The organism is Mesorhizobium sp. NBSH29, from assembly GCF_015500055.1.
Lineage (GTDB): Bacteria > Pseudomonadota > Alphaproteobacteria > Rhizobiales > Rhizobiaceae > Neomesorhizobium.
Window position 1 is genome coordinate 2,841,635 of the sequence record NZ_CP045492.1, and the last position, 24,553, is coordinate 2,866,187.

Genomic DNA, 24,553 nt, shown 5'->3' on the forward strand with positions numbered 1-24,553 from the left:
GCACAAAAACAGGGCAACTTTTAATATTGCTTATTGCTTAGACAGATTTGTGTGTGTGCGCAACTGCGAAGGTGTTCAATTCTAATCAACGCAGCTTTGCGCTGGCCTTTCGGCAGAAGCGCGGCTATTGCCTTTGCCGATGCGCGAAATGACCGAAAACACAGTGCTTTCTGGCCGCACCGTCGCCGTGGTCATCGTCGCGGCCGGGCGCGGGGAGCGTGCAGGCCAATCGCAGGAAGGCCCCAAGCAGTACCGCAATATCGGCGGCGCATCCGTGCTCTACCGCACGCTCGAGGCTTTTGCCAGCCACCCTTCCGTCAGCGTCATTGCCGTGGCAATCCACCCGGACGACAGAGTGCTGTTCGAGGACGCCGCACACAATTTTCTGGATCGCGTCATCTGTGTCCATGGCGGTGCCACGCGCCAGGATTCAACCCGCCTCGCCTTGCAGGCACTGGCCGAAAAATGCCCGTCCACGGTGATAATCCATGATGGCGTGCGCCCCTTTGTCGACGCCGGCCTGATCGATCGTGTCGTAGCAACTGCCGCAACCGGCTGCGGCGCGCTTCCGGCGCTGCCCGTCACCGACACGCTGAAGCGCGAGGCACCCGACGGCACGATCAAGGAAACTGTCGCACGGTCTGGCCTGCATGTGGCGCAGACCCCGCAGGGTTTTCCCTTCCCCCACATTCTCGACGCCCATCAAAAGGCATTTGAAGCCGGCCGCAGCGACTTTACCGATGACGCCGCGATCGCTGAATGGGCAGGGATGGCAGTCCGCATCGTGCCGGGTTCGCCCGACAATGTGAAACTCACCTGGGCAAGAGACATCGCCATGGCACATGAACGGCTCTCGCCGCGTGCAACGTTCCCCGACGTGCGCACCGGCAACGGCTATGACGTCCATTCCTTCGAGCCGGGCGACCATGTTGTGCTCTGTGGCGTGGCCATTCCCCATGACAAGAAACTGTCAGGCCATTCGGATGCCGATGTGGGCCTCCATGCGCTGACCGACGCGCTGCTGGCCACCTGCGGAGAAGGTGATATAGGCACGCATTTTCCGCCATCCGACCCACAATGGAAGGGCGCTGCCTCGCACATCTTCGTCGAGCACGCAGCCAAAATCGTGCGCGCCAAAGGCGGCCGCATTGCCAATGCCGACATCACCATCATTTCCGAAGCGCCCCGCATCGGCCCGCACCGCGCAGCGATGACAGAAGCTCTGTCCTCCATGCTGGGGATTTCGGCTGACCGCGTCTCGGTCAAGGCAACCACCAACGAAAAGCTCGGCTTTATCGGCCGCAGCGAAGGCATCGCAGCGATTGCCACGGCAAGCGTCGTCTATCCGGGGGAACTTCCCGAATGAACGACCTCCAACAGCTTGCCAACCAGTTTTTGCAAGCCTGCGCCGAACGAAACATCCTCGTCGCAACAGCCGAATCATGCACCGGGGGCATGATCATGGCGCTGTTAACCGACATTCCCGGTTCCTCCGCGATGGTCGACCGCGGTTTTGTCACCTATTCCAACAACGCCAAGATGGAGATGCTGGACGTCGCACAGGAAACGCTCGATACATACGGCGCAGTCTCGCGCGAGGCTGCGCTGGAAATGGCCGCCGGCGCCCTTGCCCGCTCCAACGCCGGTATAGCGCTCTCGGTTACCGGTATCGCCGGCCCGGATGGCGGTACAGTAGAAAAGCCGGTTGGGCTGGTGTGGTTTGGCATTGCAGTCGAGGGGCATCCGCCACGCACGGAATCGCGCGCCTTCCCAAACCTCGGCAGGGACTATATCCGCCGCGAAACGGTGAGGATCGCGCTGGAACTGGGGCTGGCGGCGCTTCAGGAAGATTGAGATTTTATCCTTTTTCAGACTCGCCGAAACCTTTCCTGAAACTCCACTAGAGACTTCATATCGCCGCTGCGTATCAGTTTCGTTTGATACGCCAGCTTGCTGAGGTAGTGCCTGTCGTCAAGCCTCATCGACAGTCTGTCGAACAGGCGTTGGTGGGTCTCTGTGAAAGGGCGTTGGAACGTGCGACGCAGGAAGCTAAGTGTCCATCTGTCTGACCGAATCCGCAGATTCCGGGTCGCCTCGGTGTCGGCAAAATGGAGACTCTCGGTTGAGGGGGCGGCTGGCAACCGACGGTTATGCGCCGGCATTGCCCCCGGCTGCAGCCCAAGCTCCAGCATCCGATTGCGATGGATTTGGGCCGAACGCTCGTGTGCTGGCACTACAAATTCTCCAATGTTTGTAGTGGTAGACCAATTGGACTGGCTAGAGCGCAAGCGAGCGAGCTTTGCCGCCGTAGAGGCTGCCACGCGTACCTGTGCGTTCATCTTGCTTGATGCCATAGACAACGCGACTATCGAATGACCCGGCAGCGCGCTGACTATTTCCGCCATCGCCGGATATGGGAGGCGTTCGAGTGCGCTTGAGCCGATCCCATAGGCTCGAGCATTTCGCATGCGCGACAGTGTGCGGTGAAAGGAGACTACGCCCCGCAACACAACGCTGATAGCGGAGCGACCGGTTGGATCGGTACTGTTGACCGGGTCGTCACCTACATAAGCGTAGGCGTTAATGCCTCCCGCGCCGAACGGAGATAATTGGTCCGGAGAATGGAAGCGCATCAGTTGCGGATTGTAAACTCGATGCCCATTTCCCAGCATCTGCCAGCCGGTTGCGGCTTCGTGCAAATGGCCATTGAAACCCAGAGACTCAGATGTAAGCATGTCGCCTCGCATGAGAAAGCCACCAATCGACTGGGCCCTTTTCTCGCATTCATGAACATGGCGCTCACAATGTCGACCAGGGCAAGTTCATCTTCAACGCATAATTCTGACTGATTTTTGCAATATTTTTTCCGCGCATAGTATGCCATGGGCTAGATATTATGATAATTAGATCCTTGTTGCGCCATTATACTCTCGCGCAGTGCACGTAGACCAGACCAATCGCCATTTCTTATAAGTTTTAGTTTCCGTGTCAAAGTATTTGCGTATCGGCTATCGTCGAAAATGTTTGCGACTGTAATGTTAATCTGACTTTGCCGGGCGCCGGGGGGCAACAGCACAAATTCGCTTTCGGTTAGGCCCATCATGGCGGGTGTCACTCTTTCACCAATAGAATGCGCGCTAGGGTTGTGTGCAGGCAGCCCTGGAACGCGAAGTCCGATGCTCGGCGGACCGAGTGGATGCCGATAGAACTCTACGGGAAGAACTCCCCGTCCAATACCCAATTCAAATTCTCGGTACAAGTCTCGCGCCACTGCGCGATTTTGCTGCCCCAACTGCTTGGTGATTGCGCTGTTTGAAAAGGTATTGCTGGCCACCCTCCTACTCATCGTACTGGATGTCGCTGCCAGTTCGACAAGATCGGGAGTCGGCAATTGTCGTACGATCTTCGCCATCGCCACATCTGGCAAACTTTCAAACATGCCTGCCAACCGCATCCTCCGAAGGGATAGCTTGAACTTACCGATTGCGCTCATGAGGACCGATAGAGCCGTCTTCCCACTTGGGTCCACGAGATTAACAGGATCGCCATGCGTATATGCATAGGAGTTGATGCCGCCTGCACCAAAAGGTGAGACAGTGTCGGGCGAATGAAAACGCATCAGGGTTGGATTGTAGACGCGGTGACCATTGCCCAGCAGCTGCCAGCGCGTATGAGCTTCATGCAATTGGCCATTAAAACCCAGAAACTCAGATGTTCGCATGTCGCCTCGCATGAGAGAGCCACCAAAAGGGAGGGAGGAAACATCTCATGATTGTCCATGCAACTCAATTGGTCGTTAAAGTTGCACCCTTCGACTTCCCGTAAATCGCATCCGCTCGTTTTTCGAACGCATTGGTGAACATGCGAAACGCGCGGTCGAACATGGCGCCCATCATGGCGCCGAGGATGCGGCTTTTGAACTCGTAGTCGATGAAGAAATGGATGTCGGTACCGCCATCCTCGGCTAAATCAAAGCGCCACACATTGCTGAGATAGCGAAAAGGGCCATCAAGATATTTGACGTCGATGGCGCTCTCGTCAGGTTTGAGATGAACCTGGCTGGTAAAGGTCTCACGGATCGCTTTGTAGCCGACGGTCATGTCGGCGATGAGTACCGTGCGCCCGCCACGCTCCTTGCGAGAGCGGACCGTCAGCCCCTCGCAGAGCGGCAGGAATTCGGCGTATTTTTCAACGTCCGCCACAAGGGCAAACATTTGTTGAGGAGAATGAGCGACGTGTTTGACAGTTTCGAACTGAGGCATGGGCGGCGTCAGGCCGCCTTGCCGAGCTTTTCAGCACGCGCTGCGCGCAGTTTGGTAAAATCATCTCCGGCATGATGCGAGGAGCGCGTCAGCGGGCTTGAAGCGACCAGCAGAAAGCCCTTCGATTTTCCTACAGTCTCATAAGATTTGAACTCATCCGGCGTCACGAATTTCTTCACCGGATGATGCTTTTTCGTCGGCTGCAAATATTGGCCGATGGTCATGAAGTCGACATTGGCCGAGCGCAGATCATCCATCAGCTGCAGAATTTCATGACGCTCTTCGCCCAGTCCCACCATGATGCCGGACTTGGTGAAAATCGTAGGGTCAAGCTCTTTGACCCGCTGCAGAAGCCTGATCGAATGGAAATATCGCGCGCCCGGACGCACCGTCAGATAGTTGGACGGTACTGTTTCCAGGTTGTGGTTGAAGACGTCGGGTCTTGCGGCAACCACAATCTCCAACGCGCCTTCCTTGCGCAGAAAATCTGGCGTCAAAATCTCGATCGTCGTGCCGGGGTTTTGCCGGCGAATGGCATGTATGACGTCGGCAAAATGCTGCGCGCCGCCATCATCCAGATCGTCGCGGTCCACCGAGGTGATGACGACATGGGTGAGCCCCATCTTGGCCACGGCCTGGCCGACGCTTTCGGCTTCATTGGGGTCGAGTGCGGTCGGAATGCCCGTCGCCACGTTGCAAAAGGCGCAAGCCCGCGTACAGATCTCGCCCATGATCATGAAGGTGGCGTGCTTCTTTTCCCAGCACTCGCCGATATTGGGGCAGCCGGCTTCCTCGCACACTGTCACCAGCCCGTGCGATTTCACGATTTCGCGGGTCTCGGCATAGCCTTTTGAGACCGGCGCCTTGACGCGAATCCAGTCGGGCTTGCGCAGCACTTCCTGATCGGGGCGATGCGCCTTTTCAGGATGGCGCGCCCGCGGCGGGCTGGAGAGGGTGTCGAGAAGCGTGACCATTTTGGTTATGCCTTAGCTGCGGGCCTTGGCCCGGCCGAAAAGCCAGAGGATGAGAATGGCGCCAACGGCAGCGACAATCAGATTGCCGGCAAAGCCCTGATAGTTGAAATCGAGCAGCCCGGCCAGCGTGCCGCCGACAAACGAACCGGCAATACCCACCAGAATGTTGGTCAATAGCCCATGTTCGCGGTTCATCGCCTTTTCAGCGATATAGCCGGCAAGAAAACCGATCAAAAGCATACCGAAAAAGCCGACGCCCTGCATCCCCATGACGCCTGCGTTGTGATCCATCATCAGTCTCTCCTGCCGCAACCTGTCTTGCACATATAATGCAGAAACAGCGGCCAAAACACCCCTGCCCGCCCTGCTCAGCTATGCGTTCAGCGCACGGCCATAGGCGTCGAGCACGCTTTCCTTCATCGTCTCCGAAAGGGTCGGATGCGGAAAGATTGTGTGCATCAGTTCTTCCTCAGTGGTCTCCAGGTTCATCGCCACAACAAAGCCCTGGATCAACTCGGTCACTTCGGCACCAACCAGATGCGCACCGAGCAGCTGCCCGGTTTTCTTATCGAAAATAGTTTTTACCAGACCCTGAGCTTCACCCAGCGCAATAGCCTTGCCATTGGCGACATAAGGGAAGCGTCCGACGCGAATGTCCTTGCCGACCTCTTTGGCCTTGGCTTCGGTCAGGCCGACAGACGCCACTTGAGGGTGGCAATAGGTGCAGCCTGGGATCAAGAGCTTGTCCATCGGGTGGACGTTGGGCAGGCCGGCGATCTTTTCGACGCAGATCACTGCCTCGTGCTCGGCCTTGTGGGCCAGCATCGGCGGACCGGCGACATCGCCAATGGCGTAGATGCCTGCGACATTGGTCTTGCCGTAGCCATCAATGCCAATGGTTCCGCGCTCGATCTTCACACCCAATGATTCAAGCCCGAGATTCTCGACATTGCCCTGAACGCCGACAGCCGAAATCATCCGGTCGGCGGTGATCTTCTCCACCTTGCCGTCTTTCATCTCGACATGAGCGGTAATGGAGTTTTGGCTTTTTTCCACCTTGGTGACTTTTGCCTCAAGCATGAATTTCATGCCCTGCCGTTCAAACTGCTTCTTGGCCAATGCGGAAATTTCGGCATCCTCGACAGGCATCACCTGCGCCATCAGTTCGACCACCGTCACCTCGACACCCATGGTGCGATAGAAAGAAGCAAATTCGATGCCGATGGCGCCTGAACCCATCACAAGCAATGATTTCGGCATCTCCGCGGGCACCATGGCATCAAAATAGGTCCAGATCAGCTTGCCGTCGGGCTCAATGCCGGGCAGCGCGCGCGGCCTTGCCCCCGTCGCCACGATCACATGCTTGGCATGGTATGTGCCCTCGCCCTTGGTATTTTTCGGCAATGGAGCCTGTGGCTGCATCGGCTTCTTTGTCGGCTTCGCCACCACGACCTCGGCCGGCTTGTCGCCGGAACCAGCCTTGGCCACCTTGGCTTCGCCCCAAATCACGTCGACCTTGTTCTTCTTCATCAGAAAACCGACGCCCGCGTTCATGCGCTCAGCAATGCCGCGCGAGCGTGCCACCACGGCCTTCACGTCCGCCAAGACTTTGCCTTCGATCTTGAGCCCGTATTTGTCGGCGTGACTGGCCAGATGCATCACCTCCGCCGAGCGCAACAGCGCCTTGGTAGGAATGCACCCCCAATTGGAGCAGATGCCAGCCAGATGCTCGCGCTCGACAATGGCAGTCTTCAGACCAAGCTGTGAGGCGCGGATGGCGGCAATATAACCGCCGGGGCCAGCGCCGATGACAATGACGTCGTAGGATTCAGACACTGGCTTTTCTCCTGTCTTCAAAGCGCTAGCATCAAGCGTACAACAGGCGCCAATGCAGAGCCGATATGTCGTGTATTCTCAGCGTCCAGATGAACGCCATCGAGTGACGTCGTCACCGCCACGCTGCCGGCGTCAAAAAAACCGCAGCCAACTTCGTCGGCAAGTCTTGCATAGAGCCCGGCGAGCTTTTGAGCCTCTGCCACGCCGCCCTCGAACATGGCAGCGAAATCGCTGTTTTCAGTGTCGCATAGCGCCGGCGGCGCCACCAGGAGCACATCGGGCGCCGGCGCATCCAGCGGATAGGCCATGCCGCTGATGATGTCGACCAACCGCTGCATACCCTGCTTCGCGCCGATGGCACGACCGCAGGTGAATGGCTTCATGTCATTGGCGCCGAGCATGATGATGACGAGATCAAGCGGCGCATGGGTCGCCAGAACGACCGGCAAAGCCGTCGCGCCATTTCGGTTGAAGTCGGCCAGATGGTCGTCAAAGGCGGTGGTGCGTCCGTTCAGCCCCTCCGCGATCACCAGCGCGCTGTCGCCCAGTTCGACCTGCAATACGCTCGGCCAGCGATCCTCATAGGCGTGGCGTGCCGGCCCCTCGGCATTGTAGCCCCAGGTCAGCGAATCGCCGTAGCAGAGCACCGTCTTTTTCACGCCTTTTGCCCCCGGTCCCGGAACCTAGACCAGCATGCCGATCGGATTTTCAATGTGGCGCTGGAAGGCGACCAGAAGCTCGGCACCCAGAGCACCATCAACAGCGCGATGGTCAGTCGACAGCGTCACCGACATGATAGTCGCCACCTCGATCTTTCCATCCTTCACCACCGCCCGCTCCTCGCCAGCACCAACGGCCAGAATGGTCGCGTGCGGCGGGTTGATGACGGCGGCAAAATCCTTGATGCCGAACATGCCGAGATTAGAGACGGCTGACGAGCCGCCCTGATATTCTTCCGGCTTCAGTTTTCGGTTTCGCGCACGACCGGCCAGATCCTTCATCTCATTGGCGATAGCCGACAAGGTCTTTTCCTCGGCGCGGCGCACGATGGGCGTGATCAGCCCGCCTGGGATGGAGACGGCAACGCCGACGTCGCAATGCTTGTGCTGCACCATATTGGCCTCGGTCCACGAAACATTGGCCGTCGGCACGTCGCGCAGCGCCAACGCCAACGCCTTGATGATGAAATCATTGACCGATACCTTGTATGCCGGAACCTCGCCCTTGTCGGTCTTTTTGACCGGAGCAGCCGCATTGATCTGCACCCGTAGCGCCAACAGTGCGTCGAGCTTGCAATCCAGCGTCAGATAGAAATGCGGGATCGTGCTCTTGGCCTCGACCAGCCGGCGCGCAATGGTCTTGCGCATATTGTCGTGCGGGATGAGCTCGTAAGAGCCTTCCTGGAAGAGTTTTAGCACCGCATCGTCCGACATCGGCTTTGCAGCAGGAGATGCTGCGCCGCCCGTTGGCTTGGCATCACTCCTGGCACCGCCACCAGCGACTGCGGCCTCCACATCGGCCTTGACCACGCGTCCGTGAGGGCCCGAGCCCGACAGCGCAGCAAGATCGACATTAGCGTCTTTGGCAATCCGGCGGGCCAGCGGAGAGGCAAAGACGCGCTCGCCCTTGTCCTGGCCATTGGCTGTTGGTGCCACGTCCGTTTTCTTATCGTCAGTCTTCGCGGGCTCGGCCTTTGCCGGCGCAGCCTTCGCTTCCGCTTTGATATCCTGTTTTGCTTCGGTCTTTTGCCCTTCGGCTTTAGGTGTGTCGGCCTTGGCGGGTGCCGCATCACCGGCGCCCTTGGCGGCCTCAGCGGCATCCTCGCCTTCGGCGGCCAGAACGGCAATCAGCGCATTGACCTTGACGCCCTCGGTGCCTGCGGCGACCACTAGCTTGGCAACGGTGCCTTCATCGACGGCCTCGACTTCCATGGTCGCCTTGTCGGTCTCTATCTCGGCGATGATGTCGCCGGGCGCAACATGATCGCCTTCTTTGACCAGCCATTTGGACAAATTGCCCTCCTCCATCGTCGGAGAAAGAGCCGGCATGGTGATGTTGATGGGCATCCGCGCTTGCTCCCTACGACCGATACGTGACGGCTTTCACCGCCGCAACGACTTCGCCGACATTGGGCAATGCAAGCTTTTCGAGATTGGCCGCATAGGGCATCGGCACGTCTTTGCCGGCGACCGTAATGACGGGTGCATCCAGAAAATCAAAAGCGCGCTGCGAGACCTGGTTGGCAATGAAGTCGCCGACTGAGGATTGCGGGAACCCTTCTTCCACCACAACGAGGCGGTTTGTCTTTTTCACCGATTCGATGACTGTATCGAGATCCATCGGGCGGATGGTTCGGAGATCGATGATCTCGGCATCGATGCCCATCTTGGCCAGTTCCACTTCCGCCTTGATCGCATAGGTCATGCCTATGCTGAATGAGACGATGGTGACGTCCTTGCCCTTCTTGTGGATACGCGCCTTGCCGATGGGCAGGACGAAATCATCCATCTTGGGCACTTCGAAGCTCTGGCCGTAAAGTATCTCGTTTTCGAGGAAGATCACCGGGTTCGGATCGCGGATCGCTGCCTTCAACAGGCCCTTGGCGTCGGCGGCGCTGTAAGGCATCACCACTTTCAGCCCCGGAATGTGGCTGTACCAGGCGGCATAATCCTGGCTGTGCTGGGCGCCGACACGCGCTGCAGCGCCATTTGGCCCCCGGAACACAATGGGCGCACCCATCTGGCCACCCGACATATAAAGTGTCTTGGCTGCCGAATTGATGATCTGGTCAATCGCCTGCATGGCAAAATTGAACGTCATGAACTCGACAATCGGCTTCAGCCCGGCCATCGCCGCGCCAACGCCGACGCCGGCAAAACCATGTTCGGTGATCGGCGTATCGACCACGCGGCGCGCGCCGAACTCCTGCAGCAACCCTTGAGTGATCTTGTAGGCGCCCTGATATTCGGCGACTTCCTCGCCCATGATGAAAACGTCGCTGTCGCGGCGCATTTCTTCCGCCATGGCATCGCGCAGCGCTTCACGCACTGTGGTCTGCACCATTTCGGTGCCCGAAGGGATATCTGGATCCGCGACCGCTTCAGCCTTTGGCGCCGCTGGAACCTTTGCCGCTTCCTTGGAAGCAGGTTCTTCATCGGCCTTGTCGCCTGCTGCGCCCGAATCAGCTGCGTCCTTGTTAGCCGCCTTCGGCTTGTCGTCGGCCTTCGGTGCGGGTTTTGCGGCGTCCAGATCGTCGGCGCTTTCGCCATCCTGCAAAAGAATGGCAATCGGCGTGTTGACCTTCACGCCTTCCGTGCCGGCGGCGATCAGGATTTTGCCAAGCGTGCCTTCGTCGACCGCCTCCACTTCCATGGTCGCCTTGTCGGTCTCAATTTCGGCAATCACATCGCCGGGCGCGACCTTGTCGCCTTCATTCTTCAGCCATTTGGAAACATTGCCCTCTTCCATCGTCGGCGAGAGCGCGGGCATCAAAATTTCAATCGGCATCGTTCGCGCTCCCTTACAGCAGAATATCGGTCCAGAGCTCGGATGCATCCGGCTCGGGATCGGTTTGCGCGAATTCGGCGGCATCGGCGACAATGTCGCGAACCTCCTTGTCGATGGCCTTGAGTTCGTCTTCGGTGGCCCACTTTTTGTCCAGCACGCGCGCCTTCACCTGCTCGATCGGATCCTGCTCGGAGCGCATTTTCTGCACTTCCTCCTTGGTTCGATATTTGGCCGGGTCGGACATGGAGTGGCCGCGATAGCGGTAGGTCTGCATTTCGAGGATGATCGGCCCCTTGCCGGAGCGACACCATTCTGTTGCCAAGTCGGCTGCCGACTTCACCGCGCGCACATCCATGCCATCGACCTGGATACCAGGGATCTTGAACGAGGCGCCGCGGTGCGAAAAGTCAGTCTCGGCAGACGAACGCGACACCGATGTGCCCATTGCGTAGCGGTTGTTTTCGATGATGTAGATCACCGGCAGCTTCCACAGCGAGGCCATGTTGAAGCTTTCATAGACCTGGCCCTGATTGGCAGCACCGTCGCCAAAATAGGTCAGCGAAACATTCTTGTTCTCGCGGTAGCGGTTGGCGAAGGCAAGCCCGGTGCCCAATGACACCTGCGCGCCGACAATGCCGTGGCCGCCGTAGAAATTCTTTTCCTTGGAGAACATGTGCATGGAACCGCCCTTGCCACGCGAGTAGCCGCCGCGGCGTCCGGTCAGTTCGGCCATTACGCCACGCGGCGTCATGTCCATGGCCAGCATGTGGCCGTGATCACGATAGGCGGTGATCATCTGGTCGCCTTCAATCAGCGCCATCTTCATGCCGGTGACGACGGCTTCCTGGCCGATATAAAGGTGGCAAAAGCCGCCGATAAAACCCATGCCGTAGAGTTGGCCGGCCTTTTCCTCGAAGCGGCGGATCAAAAGCATGGCGCGGTAGGCATCAAGCTCCTGCGTCTTGTCAAACTCAGCCGGCTTGGGCGTCGCGGGAAGCGCAGCCTTGCCCTCGGATTTCGACTTTACAGGCGTCTTCTTCGTGGCTGTCGCCATCGATCACTCCCGGTTGGCTGTCTCTTTTCGGACATTAGGGAGGCTGCGCGCAAGCGATTGCGAGCAATACGCCACCTCCCTGGCTGATCAAAAGCTAGCACGCAATATGACGCTAAGCCATGCGGAAAAATGCATGGCTGGCATGCAGCTAAACTGTTCTATTTCAAGGAATTATCGATGATTAACTGCATTTCAGTTAACGAGCAGGTCGCCAATCCTGCCTGTCGAGCATGATAATGATTTCATCGGGATTTGAGACGTTGAGGGCGCGCCGCGCTTGTTCGTCAAGCATATCTTTTTCAATGGTGCCGTCGTGCAAAAGCCGCACCCGGTGCTCTAGCTGCAGACGTTCTTTCCGAACCGTGGCGAGGTCCTGCTGCAATTCGGCGACACGCGCCTCAACGCGATGTTTCGAATAGATGCCGAATTCGCCGTGGTAAGCATGATAGCCAAAATACGCGAGGAACGCAGCGCAAATAGCCGGCACGATCAGCCGTCCGGTATTTCTCTGCTTGTGCTGGCGTGTCCACATGGCGCGATTTCCGTTGCACCTCTTTGTGCGCTGCTCATGCTTAATGGCCGGTTACGAGCAGGAGCAGCGGGAACGATTTTGGTGCACTCCCGTCACCGACCCGCATGGCGGGTCGGGCAACACCTTGGATGGAAGAGGGCAGCCCCTCGTCCCGTGTAAACATCTACCCGCGCAGGATCGACCGTCCGGCAAACTGTGCCTGGGTACCAAGCTCTTCCTCGATGCGGATCAGCTGGTTGTATTTTGCAGTCCGGTCCGACCGTGCCAGAGAGCCGGTCTTGATCTGTCCGCAGTTGGTCGCAACGGCGAGGTCGGAAATAGTCGAATCCTCGGTCTCGCCGGATCGGTGCGACATGACCACGGTATAGGCGGCTTTGTGTGCGGTTTCGACCGCATCCAGCGTTTCAGTCAGCGTGCCGATCTGGTTTACTTTTACCAGGATCGAATTGGCGACGCCCATTTTGATGCCATCACGTAGGCGCGAGGAGTTGGTAACGAACAGATCATCGCCCACCAGCTGGACGGTTTTGCCGCACAGATCAGTCAGGCGCTTCCAGCCTTCCCAATCATCTTCCGACATGCCGTCTTCTATGGAAATGATCGGATAATCGGCAGCCAGCTTTGCCAGATATTCTGCCTGCGCCCTGGGGTCACGCGTCTTGTTCTCGCCCTCGTAGACGTAGGATCCATCCTTGAAGAATTCGGTCGCAGCGCAGTCCAGCGCCAGCGCCACGTCTTCACCCGGCTTGAATCCCGCCTTTTCGATGGACGCCATGACGAAATCAAGTGCAGCCTGCGCGCTTTTCAGATTCGGCGCAAAACCGCCTTCATCACCCACATTGGTGTTGTGACCGGCGTCCTTCAATCCGCTTTTCAGCGTGTGGAAAATTTCAGAACCCCAGCGCACAGCCTCGCGCAACGTCGGCGCGCCGACTGGCATGATCATGAATTCCTGGAAATCGATCGGATTGTCGGCGTGCGCCCCGCCATTGATAATGTTCATCATCGGCACCGGCAACACATGCGCTCGAGCGCCGCCGACATAGCGATAGAGCGGCAGTCCGGCAGCTTCGGCGGCTGCCTTGGCCACGGCAAGCGAGACGCCCAAAATGGCGTTGGCGCCGAGCCGGCTTTTGTTCGCGGTGCCGTCGAGCTCGATCATGGTCTGGTCGATATGGATCTGGTTTTCGGCATCCATGCCGCCGATGGCTTCAAAAATCTCGCTGTTAACGGCCTCGACGGCCTTTTCAACACCCTTGCCCAGATACCGCTTACCACCATCGCGCAGTTCCATCGCCTCATGGGCGCCGGTCGACGCGCCTGAAGGAACGGCGGCGCGACCCATCGAGCCATCTTCGAGCACGACATCCACCTCGACAGTGGGATTGCCGCGGCTGTCCAGAATTTCGCGTCCGATGATATCGACGATGGCTGTCATGGTGTGAAATCCCTTTAGAAACCGCGTGAATGGGCCGCGTCCGTCATAGCCAAAGCAGATAAAAAGGCAATGCGGGCGACAAAATTTAGCCTTGAAATGGAAACGGCCCCCAAGTGGGAGCCGCTGTTTTCATCTAGCTAATAAAGTGACGCGATCACCAGTAAGGAGTCTGGTTGTAATAGGAGTACGAGGCGTTTCGGGCGTTCAGCCCATTGTTGCCGGTCAACTCCTCGATAGAGTGTGACGGCGCGTTTTGCAGCATTTCCTTGCTGAAGGGCACGACATATCCGCCCTGGTCGGGCACGTAGTCGAGCGCCGACCACGGCACGGCATGGTATTTTTCGCCGATGCCCAAAAATCCGCCAAAGCCGATGACGGCATACATGATTTGGTTCGAGCTCTTTTCCAGCATCACGTCTTCAATCTCACCGATATGCTCGCCTTCGCTGTTGTAGACTTCGGTGCCCATAACGCGCGATGCAGCAATGGCATTGGTGTGTCCGGTCTGTGTGGTCATAGTCGTCTCCTCATGTTGCAAGGTGCAAGAACAATGAGGAGACGCATTGATGGTTCCGGATAAACCCTCAGTCAGCGAGAACGAAGGTGATCTTCATGTTCACCCGGTAGGCGGCAATCTTACCGTCCTTGATGACCATCTTCTGATCCTTGATCCAAGCGCTTTCAATGTTTTTAAGTGTCTGCGCGGCGCGCTCAATTCCCTTCTCGATGGCATCTTGAAAGCTCTTTTTCGACGAGGCAGTAATTTCTGTAACGCGGGCTACTGACATGCGGTCCTCCTTTGGGTTGTTGAGGTGTGAAGCCTACAACCAGAAACCGCAGAAGGGCAATTGCCGCCGGCCGGCAGCCTTAACCTTTTGCCACCCTGTCAAATGCCATCAGCCGTTCCAGCAATGCCGGCAGGTCTTTCAGCGCCACCATATTCGGCCCATCAGACGGCGCGTTATCGGGGTCTTGGTGGGTTTCGATGAAGACACCGGCAACACCCACAGCCACGGCTGCGCGCGCCAGCGTTTCGACAAAGCGCCGCTCGCCGCCCGAAGAACCACCCTGCCCGCCCGGCTGCTGCACCGAATGGGTGGCATCAAAAATCACAGGCGCACCGATCTCGGCCATGATCGGCAGCGCGCGCATGTCAGACACCAGCGTGTTGTAGCCGAAAGACGCGCCGCGCTCGGTCACCAGCACGTTGGAATTGCCCGAAGAAGTCACTTTGGCCACGACATTCTTCATGTCCCACGGCGCCAGAAACTGGCCTTTTTTCACATTGACGATTTTTCCGGTTTTGGCTGCCGCAATCAAAAGATCGGTCTGGCGCGACAGGAAAGCTGGAATCTGAAGAATATCGACGATCGCGCCCACCGCCTTGCACTGTTCCTCAGTGTGGACGTCAGTCAGCACTGGCAGGCCGAATTCTTTCTTGATGTCGGCAAACACCGGCAGCGCTGCGTCCAGCCCAGCGCCACGGGTGCCCGACAGCGATGTCCGGTTGGCCTTGTCGAAGCTGGACTTATAGACGAGCCCGATGCCGAGTTTTTCGCACATCTCCTTTAGCGCACCTGCCATATCAAAGGCATGCTGACGCGATTCGAGTTGGCACGGCCCGGCAATAAGGCTGAGTGACGCGGTATTTGAAAACACCACACTGCCGGCGCTCACGCTCCCGTTCGGTTTCATCGCATTTTCCATCAGGCTGCCTCGAATATGAAAGCTGTTCCCTGCCCCGGCGCACGTGGCACCACAAGGCAGGTTTCGCGTCTCTCGTAGTCAATGCCGCCGGCCTTGAAAAGCCTTTCGGCGGCGTCGATGTTGGCGACTCCGAACCGGGCGGCACAGGGCATCAGTCCGCCCGGCCCGACTTCAATACCAAAACGGACAGCCAGCGTGGACGGCGTGGCCACCACGATATAAGCATTGCCCGCATCGACCGATAGGCCGCCACTTGCATCAGCCACTGCGACGCCTCTGCTCATGCTTTCCAGAAATGCACAATGCTGCGATGGCTGGGCTGCAGCCAACACCACGCCCAAAAGCCCCAGCACGCCATTGTCATGACGCTCAAGTGCTGCACGGTCTACTTGTGGAACGTTCACCCGCTCGCACGCAAAGAAGAACGTGCCTTCTGAACCGCGCTCCGCCGCAAAAGCAAGCCTAAAAGCTGCCACGTCTGACCGGCCGTGGCCGTCGACAAAGGGTCGTTCAAAATCCAGCAGCGGGCCTGCCGAAATGTCAGCCTGCCGGTAGCGGGCATCATCAGACACAGCATTATTCGTCCCGAGCACCAGCGCCGAAAAACCCTCTGGGCCATGGACCGTACGAAAAGTCCGGTCTCGCGCCACAAAAACATTGCCCGACTGGACCGCTGCCTCTGCCGCATCTGGATCACCGATCGCCAGCGGTTCCAGAAACGTGCCCCCGCCCAGATAGACACAGGCATTCACCGTACCGAACGGATGCACGCCTTGGGCGGCGACGGTGAAACCCAGCGCGCAATAGCGGCTGCGCGCAATAGAAAGATCGTCCACTGGCAGGACGAGATGATCGATGGGAAGTGCCATGCATCACGGTGTGCCCCAAACCTTCGCATGGTTCAAGCAGCGTAGTCAGGCATCGGGTCTCAGCAGTTTTGGCAAAGGCTGGTTCTTCGGGGTCGCAAATAGGGGTGTCATCTCTTCTATACTGCGCACCGCGGCACATAGCTCAGGCCAAAATTCGCTCGGGCTTGAGACGCGCCATGGAAACGAACGGGCGGATCGGAAATCCGCCCGTTTCTCTTTCACTCGGCAGCATCGCCGACGGCCGCAAAATCGTCTGGTCGGTTGGGATCGCCCGGCCCTGTTTCGCAGCCCAGATCGGGAAACGCCAAAATCCGACTGCCGCGCAGATCGGTACGCACCACCAGAAGTCCCTGCTCCTCGAAATAGGTGAGCAGGCGGCGAGCGCGGCTCGGCGAATGGCTTCCATAGGCACGTGCCAGTGCGGCATCGGAAGGACAAGGTTCGGTTTTTACCGCGGCTTTGGCGACAATCAGAAAAACCCCCTGTAAATCCTCGGCGACGTTTTCAGATAGGAGAAGCGCCTGCTGCCAGGCCTCCCCGGTCGCCGTTTCAATATCAACACCGGCACGCGCGATCGCCAGCTTGCGCCGAAACACACTCATGGTTGGGGCATCACCTGCGACGCGCGCGATTCGGCAGCGCACCAGAAAGTCCTGATAGAGCACTGCCACAGGCCGAAACGCTGCATCGGGGTCACCCAATATGCCGGCCATCACGGCGTCGATCTGGGCTTCCCGCTCAGCTGCGTCAAATGCTGCGAAAACCGGCTGCTCAGGCGCATCGGGCCTTGGCGCCGGGCGCGAGAGCTGGGCCAGAATATCGGCTGTCGGCGTCGGCGCCGGCGCCGGCGGCGCGCCGTGGAGCAGCACGCGGTTCTTCAGCTCCAGGCTTGAACACCAGGTCGAGCGTCGCTTCCGTGCTGGTCTCGGGCAGCGGCATCAGCTTTGGGCTCACCGAACGCGGCGCGGTTTCCACCATGCCAATCGTTATCGGCAGCGGTCGGCGCGACACGGCGGGTCCGAGCGCGACGAAATGGCCGCGCGCAAGATCACGAAACATTTCGGCCTGCCGCCGCTCCATGCCCAGAAGATCGGCCGCACGCGCCATGTCGATGTCGAGAAACGTGCGCCCCATCAAAAAGTTGGAGGCTTCCGCGGCGACATTCTTGGCAAGCTTTGCCAACCGCTGCGTGGCAATCACACCGGCAAGCCCGCGTTTGCGGCCCCGGCACATCAGATTGGTCATCGCTCCAAGCGAGGTCTTGCGCGCATCGTCGGACACTTCGCCGGCTACCGCAGGCGCAAAAAGCTGCGCTTCGTCCACCACCACCAGAACCGGATACCAAAAATCGCGGTCAGCATCGAACATGCCGTTCAGAAAGGTTGCTGCGGCACGCATCTGTTGCTCGACATCAAGACCTTCCAGATTGAGCACAACTGAAACCCGGTGCTGCCGGATGCGCTGGGCGATCCGCGCAAGCTCGGCCTCGGTCCGCACGGCATCTACCACCACATGGCCGAATTTGTCAGCCAGCGTAACGAAATCACCTTCGGGATCGATCACGCATTGCTGCACCCACGGCGCGCTCTGCTCAAGCAGGCGGCGCAAGAGATGCGATTTGCCGGAGCCGGAATTGCCCTGCACCAAAAGTCGGGTGGCGAGCAGCTCCTCCAGATCGACAAGCGCCGGCGCACCGGCAGCCGTCGCCCCCATGTCGATGCCGACTTTCATTGGATCTCCTGAATGCCATCCCGCGTGAGCGCGCCTCCGGCGCGCCGTGCTTTCGATAGCATCATGGATCAGTCGATGCCCACTTCAATTGCCAAAACCCACAGATGGTTGGTCTGGCGAGCAGAAACGTGCCAACGCCAGCTCGTAGTAGACCCGAATCTACCGCTTAAACCAGCCGGCTCTGTTCCACCGCTGCCGTGATAAAGCTGGCGAACAGCGGGTGCGGTTCAAACGGGCGGCTTTTGAGTTCTGGATGGTACTGAACCCCGATGAACCAGGGATGGTCCGGATATTCGACTGTCTCGGGCAACACGCCATCGGGCGACATGCCGGCAAATACCAGCCCGCACGCTTCCAGCCGCTCTTTATAGTCAATATTGACCTCGTAGCGGTGGCGGTGGCGTTCGGAGATCTGTGTGTCGCCGTAAATCTCGGCGATCTTCGAGCCCTTTGCGAGCTCGCCTGCATAGGCCCCGAGGCGCATCGTTCCACCCAGATCACCGGCTGCGAGGCGCTTTTCAAGCATGTTACCCTTCAGCCATTCGGTCATCAGGCCAACCACCGGTTCCTGCGTGGGCCCGAACTCTGTCGAGGATGCGTTGTCGATCCCCGCCAACGACCGCGCCGCTTCAATGCAGGCCATCTGCATGCCAAAGCAGATGCCGAAATATGGCACCTTGCGCTCACGGGCGAATTTGGCGGCCAAAATCTTGCCTTCTGAGCCGCGCTCGCCAAAGCCGCCCGGCACCAGAATGCCGTGCACCTTTTCGAGGAAGGGAGCTGGGTCTTCTTTCTCAAAAACCTCGCTCTCGATCCAGTCGAGTTTGACGCGCACCCGGTTGGCCATGCCGCCATGCGACAGTGCTTCCATCAGCGATTTGTAGGCGTCCTTGAGACCGGTATATTTGCCCACCACGGCGATGGTGACTTCGCCCTCGGGGTTGTGGATGCGGGTCGAAATCTCCTGCCAGCGTTCCATCCGTGGCTTGGGCGCAGGCTCAATGCCAAAAGCGGCCAGCACTTCGGAATCCAGCCCTTCCTTATGGTAGGCCATCGGCACATCGTAAATATGCGCGACGTCCAGCGCCTGGATGACAGCACTTTCACGCACATTGCAAAACAGCGACAGTTTTTTGCGTTCCTCGACTGGAATATCGCGATCGGCGCGCACCAGCAAAATATCGGGCGCTATACCGATGGAACGCAGCTCTTTTACGGAATGCTGCGTCGGCTTGGTCTTCAATTCGCCGGCAGCTGGAATCCACGGCATCAGGGTCAGGTGCACATAGACTGCCTGCCCACGCGGCAGATCATTCCCAAGCTGGCGGATGGCTTCCAGAAACGGCATAGCCTCGATGTCACCCACCGTGCCGCCTATCTCGCAGAGGACGAAGTCGAAATCCTCGTTGCCGCCGGTGATGAAATTCTTGATCTCGTCGGTGACGTGCGGAATGACCTGAACGGTGGCGCCGAGATAATCGCCACGGCGTTCCTTCTCGATGATGTTTTTGTAGATTCGCCCGGTGGTGATGTTGTCGTTCTGGTTGGCAGAGCGACCCGTGAACCGCTCATAGTGCCCCAGATCAAGATCCGTCTCTGCGCCGTCATCGGTCACAAACACCTCACCATGCTGGTAGGGTGACATCGTGCCGGGATCAACATTCAGATAGGGGTCGAGTTTTCGGATCCGCACGCGATATCCACGTGCCTGCAAGAGAGCCCCAAGGGCCGCTGCAGCGATGCCTTTTCCAAGTGAGGAAACCACGCCGCCGGTGATAAAAACATATCGCGCCATGGGATTCAGGGCTTAGCCCCGTGCAACCGATTCCGCCAGCGAAAAATTGCGCTGTTCAAGCTTTTCATGTCTGCGCTCATCCTCGATTTTGCCGGCAACAAAAAAGCCGGCACGAGAGCCGGCTTTTTAGTAATTTTTGAAACGCCTAGAGCACGATGACTTCGGTGCCCATGCCCACACGACCGTACAGGTCCTTCACATGGTCATTGACCATGCGGAAGCAGCCATTCGACGAATTGGTGCCAATAGTCTGCGGCTGGTTGGTGCCGTGGATGCGGATATGAGTGTCCTTGTTGCCCTGGTAGAGATAGATGGCGCGGGCACCGAGCGGATTTTCAGGACCACCGGGCATGCCATCGGCATACTGACCATATTTCTTCGGATCACGCTCCTGCATGTCTTTGGTGGGGATCCAGCGCGGCCATTCCTGCTTGTCGCCAACCTTGGCGGAGCCTTTAAACTCCAGCCCTTCACGACCGACTGCGATGGCGTATCGGCGGGCCGAAGAGTCCGACTGGATCAGATAGAGAAAACGCGCACGCGTATCGATAACAATCTGGCCGCGCTGGTAGCCGCGGAATTCGACCTCCTGCGGCTCGAATTCTGACTTCACCTTAAAGTTCTTGTGCGCATCCTTCTGCGCCAGCGCGGCGTCCAGGGCACGCGTCTGCGGCAGCATCACCTGTTCGTCGCCAAATATCACACCGAACAGCCCCGAACGCGGCATCGTTTTTTCGCTGCGCAGTTCACTCTCATTGCCGCTGGCTGAAACCAGTTGCACCGAGGGAAGCTGTTGTACCGGCTGCATAGGCTTCAAAATTTCAGTTTTTTGCCGTTCTGTCGCTTTCGCTGCGGCAAGCTTGGCGTCTTTCGCGGCTTTCGCGTCTTCCTTGGCCTGTCTGGCAGCGGCTAGCTTTTCAACGCGTACCTTTTCGCCGGCCTTTATCTTGGCGACCGCCTTGGCTGTATCCGCCTTGGAGTTGTCGGGCGGACCGAACAGGGCGGCAAATAGCCCTACTGGCTTCTTCGCCTCGACAACCTCTGCTTCAGGCTTAACCTTCGCCTTTTTCTTGGCAGAGGCAGTAGCCTGGCTTTTCGCCTTGGATTTGTTGGCTGATTTTTTGATCAGCTTCTTCTGCGGAGCCTCGACCGATTTCGCGGCCGTGGCGCTGGCTGAATAAGAAACGGAAGGCACCGCAAACAGCAGGGCTGCGCCAATGCCGAGGAGGACGAGGCTGCGAGAAATCATGTCTGAATCACCCGGGTATGGACTGGAAATCTGTCCCGATTCGCCATGCCAATCAGCGCGATATCGCTCAGCTTTCCCTAACGATGCTTATAGGCTCTATCGCGCCCTGCCCTCAAGATGCTTGTGCAACGCAGAAGGTTAATTTAGCGCATTCACACTTAGTGTGTTGAAAGTGCAACAGCTTACGCCAGCCAACCACCCTGCAGACGGGAGTCGCTTTGGGTGGGCATAGCGCCAAAAGGTATTACTGACCGGTCGGCACCGCAGGAACAGCCGGCTCGGTAGAAGCTGGTGCTGTAGCCGGGTCGGAAGACGTAGGCGCTCCGCCGAGCTGATCAAGTACGCCGGCTCCACCTGTCGGCGCCTGTTGGCCTGACGCCGCGGGAACACGGTCCAGGATGTCGGTCGGCTTTTCGCCGTAGCGGGCCATGACCGACAGCGACAGCGATGTGACAAAGAAAAGTGTCGCCAGGATTGCTGTCGAGCGGGTCAATGCGTTGGACGCACCGCGCGCAGACATGAAGCCGGAGCCGCCGCCAATACCGAGACCGCCGCCTTCGGAGCGCTGCAAAAGGACCACGCCCACCAGCGCAAGAACCACCATCAGGTGAATGACGATGACGACGGTGCTGACAATATTACCCATGGATGCTCGTTCCGACGAAAATTTGAAGGGGGCGATCCATATGTTTGGACCAGCCTTGAAGTCGGGTCAGATACACGGCTTTGGCGCCATTTCCAAGCCCGGCCCCGAATATGGGGGCGGACTGATCCAAAACAACAAAAATACCGATTTATCCCTACCCTACGTGATGGCAGGCTTCGGCGATGCCCAGGAAATCGGATGCCTTGAGGCTGGCGCCGCCCACCAGTGCGCCGTCGACATGGACGATGCCGAGAATTTCGGCGGCATTGGAGGGTTTTACCGAACCACCATAGAGAATGCGCATACGCGAAGCCTCAGCGCCCAACGCTGCATGGAGGTGTTCGCGTATATGTGCATGCGCCTCGGCGATATCATATTTCGTCGGCGTCAGTCCTGTGCCAATGGCCCAAACCGGCTCGTAGGCAATCACCGCGTTCTTGGATGTTGCATCCGCCGGGACAGACCCTGAAATCTGACGGGTCAGGATATCAAGCGTCGTGCCTGATTCGCGCTCGGAGAGTGTCTCCCCGATACAGATCACAGCCGTTAACCCGGCGCGCCACGCGGCTTGTGCCTTAGCGTGGACGGTCGCGTCGTCTTCGTTGTGGTCGCTGCGGCGCTCAGAGTGCCCGACAATCACATGACTGGCGCCGGCATCCTTTAGCATCTCAGCCGAAACATCGCCGGTATGGGCGCCACTGATATTGCCGTGGCAGTCTTGGCCGCCCGCCATCACTGGAGTACGGTGCAAGATCTCTGCGGCGCGATGCAAAAGGGTCGCCGGCACGCAGATCAGCGCCTCGGTTTCCGCGTCAAGTCCTTGCATGAACCCATTGCCAATTGAGTGCAATTCGGTCAGCTGGGCGCTGGTGCCGTTCATCTTCCAGTTTCCCGCGACCAGCGGACGAACCCCAGGCGTCATCGCGCATCTCCCTAAAATTGCTTGCTCTTGGCCGCACCTCCCTAGCAAAATCGAGCCACAAAGCAATCGACAGCCGCGGCGAAGGACGCTATTGCCGTGCAATACCGGCGCGCTGGATGCGCCAAAACTGGATTTGAGAATGCTTGAAACATTGCGCAATGCGGCCGGAACCTGGGTCGCCAAAGGTCTTTTGCTACTTCTGGTGCTCAGCTTTGCGGCCTGGGGCATTTCAGGCCAGGTGGCAGGCGGTCTGGGCGGACAGAGCGTCGTGACCGCCGGCAAGACCACGGTGTCGATCAACGAATACCGGCTCGCCTATGATCGCCAGATCTCGGTGTTGTCGCAGCAGTTCGGCCAGCGCATAACGCGCGAGCAGGCAACCGCCTTCGGCATCGACCAGCAGGTCTTGGCGCAACTGATAGCAGGTGCCGTGCTCGACGAGCAGGCGCGCAAAATGGGGCTCGGTCTGTCGCAAGAGCGGCTCGCTGATCTCACCCGCGAAGATCCTGCTTTCCAGGGCCCGGGCGGCCAGTTCGACCGCCGGCAGTTTGATTTCATCCTGCAGCAGGCGGGCATGCGTCCGGCAGATTATCTGGACAGCCGCGCCAAGGTGGCGGTGCGCCAGCAGATCGTTGAGGCCGTTTCGGATGGCATGAAAGTGCCCGACACCTTTTTGCGCGCGGTCGCATTGTATCGTGGCGAAGACCGCACGGTAGATTACGTAGCGCTTCCGCAGGCGCTGGTGGAACCGGTCACCGCTCCGTCGGATGACGTGCTGGCCAAATGGTTCGAGGATAACAAGAAGAACTATGCCGCCCCGGAGTATCGCAAGCTTGCCTATGTAAAGCTCGAGCCGGCTGACATCGCTGATGTGACCGCAATCACCGACGAACAGGTAGCAGCCGACTACGAATCCGGCAAGGCGCGCCACACCACTCCCGAGACCCGAACCATCGAGCAGATCGTCTTCAAAAGCGCCGACGCCGCCAAGGCAGCGCGCGGTTCAATCGATGCCGGCTCGACGTTCGAGGATGTTGCTAAAGCCGAGGGCAAAACCCCTGCCGACACGGTGCTGGGCACATTTTCAAAGGATCAGGTCGCCGACAAGGCAATCGCCGAAGCAGCGTTCAGCCTGCGTGAGAGCGAAGTGAGCGGAACGGTGGACGGTGCCTTCGGCCCGCTTCTGCTGCGCGTCACTGATATAAAGCCTGAAATCGTGCGGCCCTTCGCCGAGGTGAAGGAAGACATCCGCAAGGATCTGGCGCTGGCCGAAGCCAACCGGGTGCTGCTTGATGTGCATGACGCCTATGAAGATGCCCGTGCTGGTGGTGATTCCCTGGCAGAGGCTGCCGCCAAGCAGAAACTGACAGTCGTCACCATCGACGCTATCGACCGCGCTGCCCTGAAGCCGGATGGTGCAGTGATCAATGATATCCCCTCGTCGCAGGAGGTTTTGAAGGCAGCGTTCGAGACAGAAGTTTCTGTCGAAAACCCGCCCTTGCCCACTTCCGGCAACGGCTACGTCTTCTATGAGGTACAGTCGGTCACACCGGCGCGTGATCGCACTCTGGATGAAGTACGCGCAATTGTCGTGACTGACTGGACCGCCGCCGAGACAAAATTACGTCTTGCCGCCAAGGCAGGTGAGATCGAACAACGCATCAAGTCGGGCATCTCCCTTAATACGATCGCAACCGAGATGGCCCTGGAAAAGCAGACCAAGCGCGGCCTGAAGCGCGAGGCCGATGATGCCGATTTCGGCAAGGAGGGTGTGGCGGCCATGTTCGGCGTTCCTGAAAAGGGCACCGGCACGGTGTCCTCGCCCCAGGGCGATGCGCAGATCGTTTTCCTGGTCGCTGAAGTGTTCGAGCCGGCCGGTGCTGGTCCCGATGCCGTTCCTGATGATCAGAAGAAGGTCTTTGCATCCGGCATGTCGGATGATCTTCTCGATCAGCTGGTCGCGCGTCTGCAGGCAGATTATGTTGTTACGGTCGATCAGGGAGCGGTGCAACGCGCATTGGCGCTGTGATG

At 58.6% G+C, this 24,553-nt stretch carries 22 protein-coding genes and 2 pseudogenes; 3 read left to right on the forward strand and 21 right to left on the reverse strand.

All coding sequences use genetic code 11. The features are described from left to right. Nucleotides 1-139 precede the first annotated feature (139 nt). Nucleotides 140-1,366: a bifunctional 2-C-methyl-D-erythritol 4-phosphate cytidylyltransferase/2-C-methyl-D-erythritol 2,4-cyclodiphosphate synthase gene (locus tag GA830_RS14115; protein ID WP_195162453.1), complete on the forward strand. Its 1,227-nt coding sequence runs from the start codon at nucleotides 140-142 to the stop codon at nucleotides 1,364-1,366. Beyond that, complete coding sequence (locus tag GA830_RS14120) at nucleotides 1,363-1,854, forward strand: CinA family protein (protein WP_195162454.1); 492 nt, start codon at nucleotides 1,363-1,365, stop codon at nucleotides 1,852-1,854. Before GA830_RS14115 ends, GA830_RS14120 begins: the two co-directional genes overlap by 4 nt. 14 nt (nucleotides 1,855-1,868) lie before the next feature. Here GA830_RS14120 and GA830_RS14125 read toward each other — a convergent pair whose 3' ends face one another. The 21 genes and pseudogenes from GA830_RS14125 to tpiA form a co-directional block, all read right to left on the reverse strand. Beyond that, complete coding sequence (locus GA830_RS14125) at nucleotides 1,869-2,747, reverse strand: RHS repeat-associated core domain-containing protein (protein WP_195162455.1); 879 nt, start codon at nucleotides 2,745-2,747, stop codon at nucleotides 1,869-1,871. 140 nt (nucleotides 2,748-2,887) lie between these two features. After that, nucleotides 2,888-3,739, reverse strand: a pseudogene (locus tag GA830_RS14130) (RHS repeat-associated core domain-containing protein); the annotation flags it as partial. Between the two features lie 46 nt (nucleotides 3,740-3,785). Continuing rightward, nucleotides 3,786-4,262: a type II toxin-antitoxin system RatA family toxin gene (locus tag GA830_RS14135; protein WP_195162457.1), complete on the reverse strand. Its 477-nt coding sequence runs from the start codon at nucleotides 4,260-4,262 to the stop codon at nucleotides 3,786-3,788. Between the two features lie 8 nt (nucleotides 4,263-4,270). Next, a complete protein-coding gene (gene lipA, locus GA830_RS14140) occupies nucleotides 4,271-5,236 on the reverse strand; it encodes a lipoyl synthase (protein ID WP_195162458.1) in 966 nt (321 codons plus the stop codon). A 12-nt stretch (nucleotides 5,237-5,248) separates the two neighbouring features. Then, nucleotides 5,249-5,527: a GlsB/YeaQ/YmgE family stress response membrane protein gene (locus GA830_RS14145; RefSeq protein WP_195164960.1), complete on the reverse strand. Its 279-nt coding sequence runs from the start codon at nucleotides 5,525-5,527 to the stop codon at nucleotides 5,249-5,251. Between the two features lie 81 nt (nucleotides 5,528-5,608). Continuing rightward, a complete protein-coding gene (gene lpdA, locus GA830_RS14150) occupies nucleotides 5,609-7,072 on the reverse strand; it encodes a dihydrolipoyl dehydrogenase (RefSeq protein WP_195162459.1) in 1,464 nt (487 codons plus the stop codon). 17 nt (nucleotides 7,073-7,089) lie between these two features. Further along, nucleotides 7,090-7,731 carry an SGNH/GDSL hydrolase family protein gene (locus tag GA830_RS14155; RefSeq protein ID WP_195162460.1) on the reverse strand — a complete coding sequence of 214 codons (642 nt, stop codon included), beginning with the start codon at nucleotides 7,729-7,731 and terminating at the stop codon, nucleotides 7,090-7,092. A gap of 24 nt (nucleotides 7,732-7,755) precedes the next feature. Next, nucleotides 7,756-9,138, reverse strand: coding sequence for a pyruvate dehydrogenase complex dihydrolipoamide acetyltransferase (locus GA830_RS14160; protein WP_195162461.1), 1,383 nt, complete (start codon nucleotides 9,136-9,138; stop codon nucleotides 7,756-7,758). 13 nt (nucleotides 9,139-9,151) lie between these two features. Next, nucleotides 9,152-10,579 carry a pyruvate dehydrogenase complex E1 component subunit beta gene (locus GA830_RS14165; protein WP_195162462.1) on the reverse strand — a complete coding sequence of 476 codons (1,428 nt, stop codon included), beginning with the start codon at nucleotides 10,577-10,579 and terminating at the stop codon, nucleotides 9,152-9,154. A gap of 13 nt (nucleotides 10,580-10,592) precedes the next feature. Further along, a complete protein-coding gene (gene pdhA / locus GA830_RS14170) occupies nucleotides 10,593-11,633 on the reverse strand; it encodes a pyruvate dehydrogenase (acetyl-transferring) E1 component subunit alpha (RefSeq protein WP_195162463.1) in 1,041 nt (346 codons plus the stop codon). A gap of 196 nt (nucleotides 11,634-11,829) precedes the next feature. Next, nucleotides 11,830-12,165, reverse strand: a complete 336-nt coding sequence (locus tag GA830_RS14175) for an FtsB family cell division protein (protein ID WP_195162464.1) — start codon at nucleotides 12,163-12,165, stop codon at nucleotides 11,830-11,832. 163 nt (nucleotides 12,166-12,328) lie between these two features. Then, the gene (eno, locus tag GA830_RS14180) at nucleotides 12,329-13,603 is read right to left on the reverse strand and encodes a phosphopyruvate hydratase (RefSeq protein WP_195162465.1); all 1,275 of its coding nucleotides are present in this window, start codon (nucleotides 13,601-13,603) and stop codon (nucleotides 12,329-12,331) included. A 154-nt stretch (nucleotides 13,604-13,757) separates the two neighbouring features. Continuing rightward, on the reverse strand, nucleotides 13,758-14,120 hold the full coding sequence (locus GA830_RS14185; protein ID WP_195162466.1) for a PRC-barrel domain-containing protein: 363 nt from the start codon (nucleotides 14,118-14,120) through the stop codon (nucleotides 13,758-13,760). A gap of 67 nt (nucleotides 14,121-14,187) precedes the next feature. Next, the gene (locus tag GA830_RS14190; protein ID WP_195162467.1) at nucleotides 14,188-14,391 is read right to left on the reverse strand and encodes a dodecin family protein; all 204 of its coding nucleotides are present in this window, start codon (nucleotides 14,389-14,391) and stop codon (nucleotides 14,188-14,190) included. Nucleotides 14,392-14,470: 79 nt separating this feature from the next. Further along, nucleotides 14,471-15,298 carry a 3-deoxy-8-phosphooctulonate synthase gene (gene kdsA, locus GA830_RS14195; RefSeq protein WP_374939271.1) on the reverse strand — a complete coding sequence of 276 codons (828 nt, stop codon included), beginning with the start codon at nucleotides 15,296-15,298 and terminating at the stop codon, nucleotides 14,471-14,473. Nucleotides 15,299-15,309: 11 nt separating this feature from the next. Further along, nucleotides 15,310-16,179, reverse strand: coding sequence for a VOC family protein (locus GA830_RS14200; RefSeq protein WP_195162469.1), 870 nt, complete (start codon nucleotides 16,177-16,179; stop codon nucleotides 15,310-15,312). A gap of 218 nt (nucleotides 16,180-16,397) precedes the next feature. Beyond that, nucleotides 16,398-17,910 (reverse strand): annotated as a pseudogene (locus GA830_RS14205) (helicase HerA domain-containing protein). Between the two features lie 166 nt (nucleotides 17,911-18,076). Then, nucleotides 18,077-19,705, reverse strand: a complete 1,629-nt coding sequence (locus GA830_RS14210; protein ID WP_195162470.1) for a CTP synthase — start codon at nucleotides 19,703-19,705, stop codon at nucleotides 18,077-18,079. 145 nt (nucleotides 19,706-19,850) lie between these two features. Next, entirely contained in the window at nucleotides 19,851-20,954 is a 1,104-nt protein-coding gene (locus GA830_RS14215) for a L,D-transpeptidase (RefSeq protein WP_195162471.1), read from the reverse strand. A 244-nt stretch (nucleotides 20,955-21,198) separates the two neighbouring features. After that, nucleotides 21,199-21,600 (reverse strand): preprotein translocase subunit SecG, encoded by a 402-nt coding sequence (gene secG / locus GA830_RS14220; RefSeq protein ID WP_195162472.1) that lies wholly within the window; start codon nucleotides 21,598-21,600, stop codon nucleotides 21,199-21,201. Between the two features lie 154 nt (nucleotides 21,601-21,754). Further along, nucleotides 21,755-22,522, reverse strand: coding sequence for a triose-phosphate isomerase (gene tpiA, locus GA830_RS14225; protein WP_195162473.1), 768 nt, complete (start codon nucleotides 22,520-22,522; stop codon nucleotides 21,755-21,757). Nucleotides 22,523-22,661: 139 nt separating this feature from the next. Here tpiA and GA830_RS14230 point away from each other — a divergent pair, with 139 nt between their 5' ends. Next, entirely contained in the window at nucleotides 22,662-24,551 is a 1,890-nt protein-coding gene (locus GA830_RS14230) for a SurA N-terminal domain-containing protein (RefSeq protein ID WP_195162474.1), read from the forward strand. The last annotated feature ends 2 nt before the right edge of the window (nucleotides 24,552-24,553 follow it).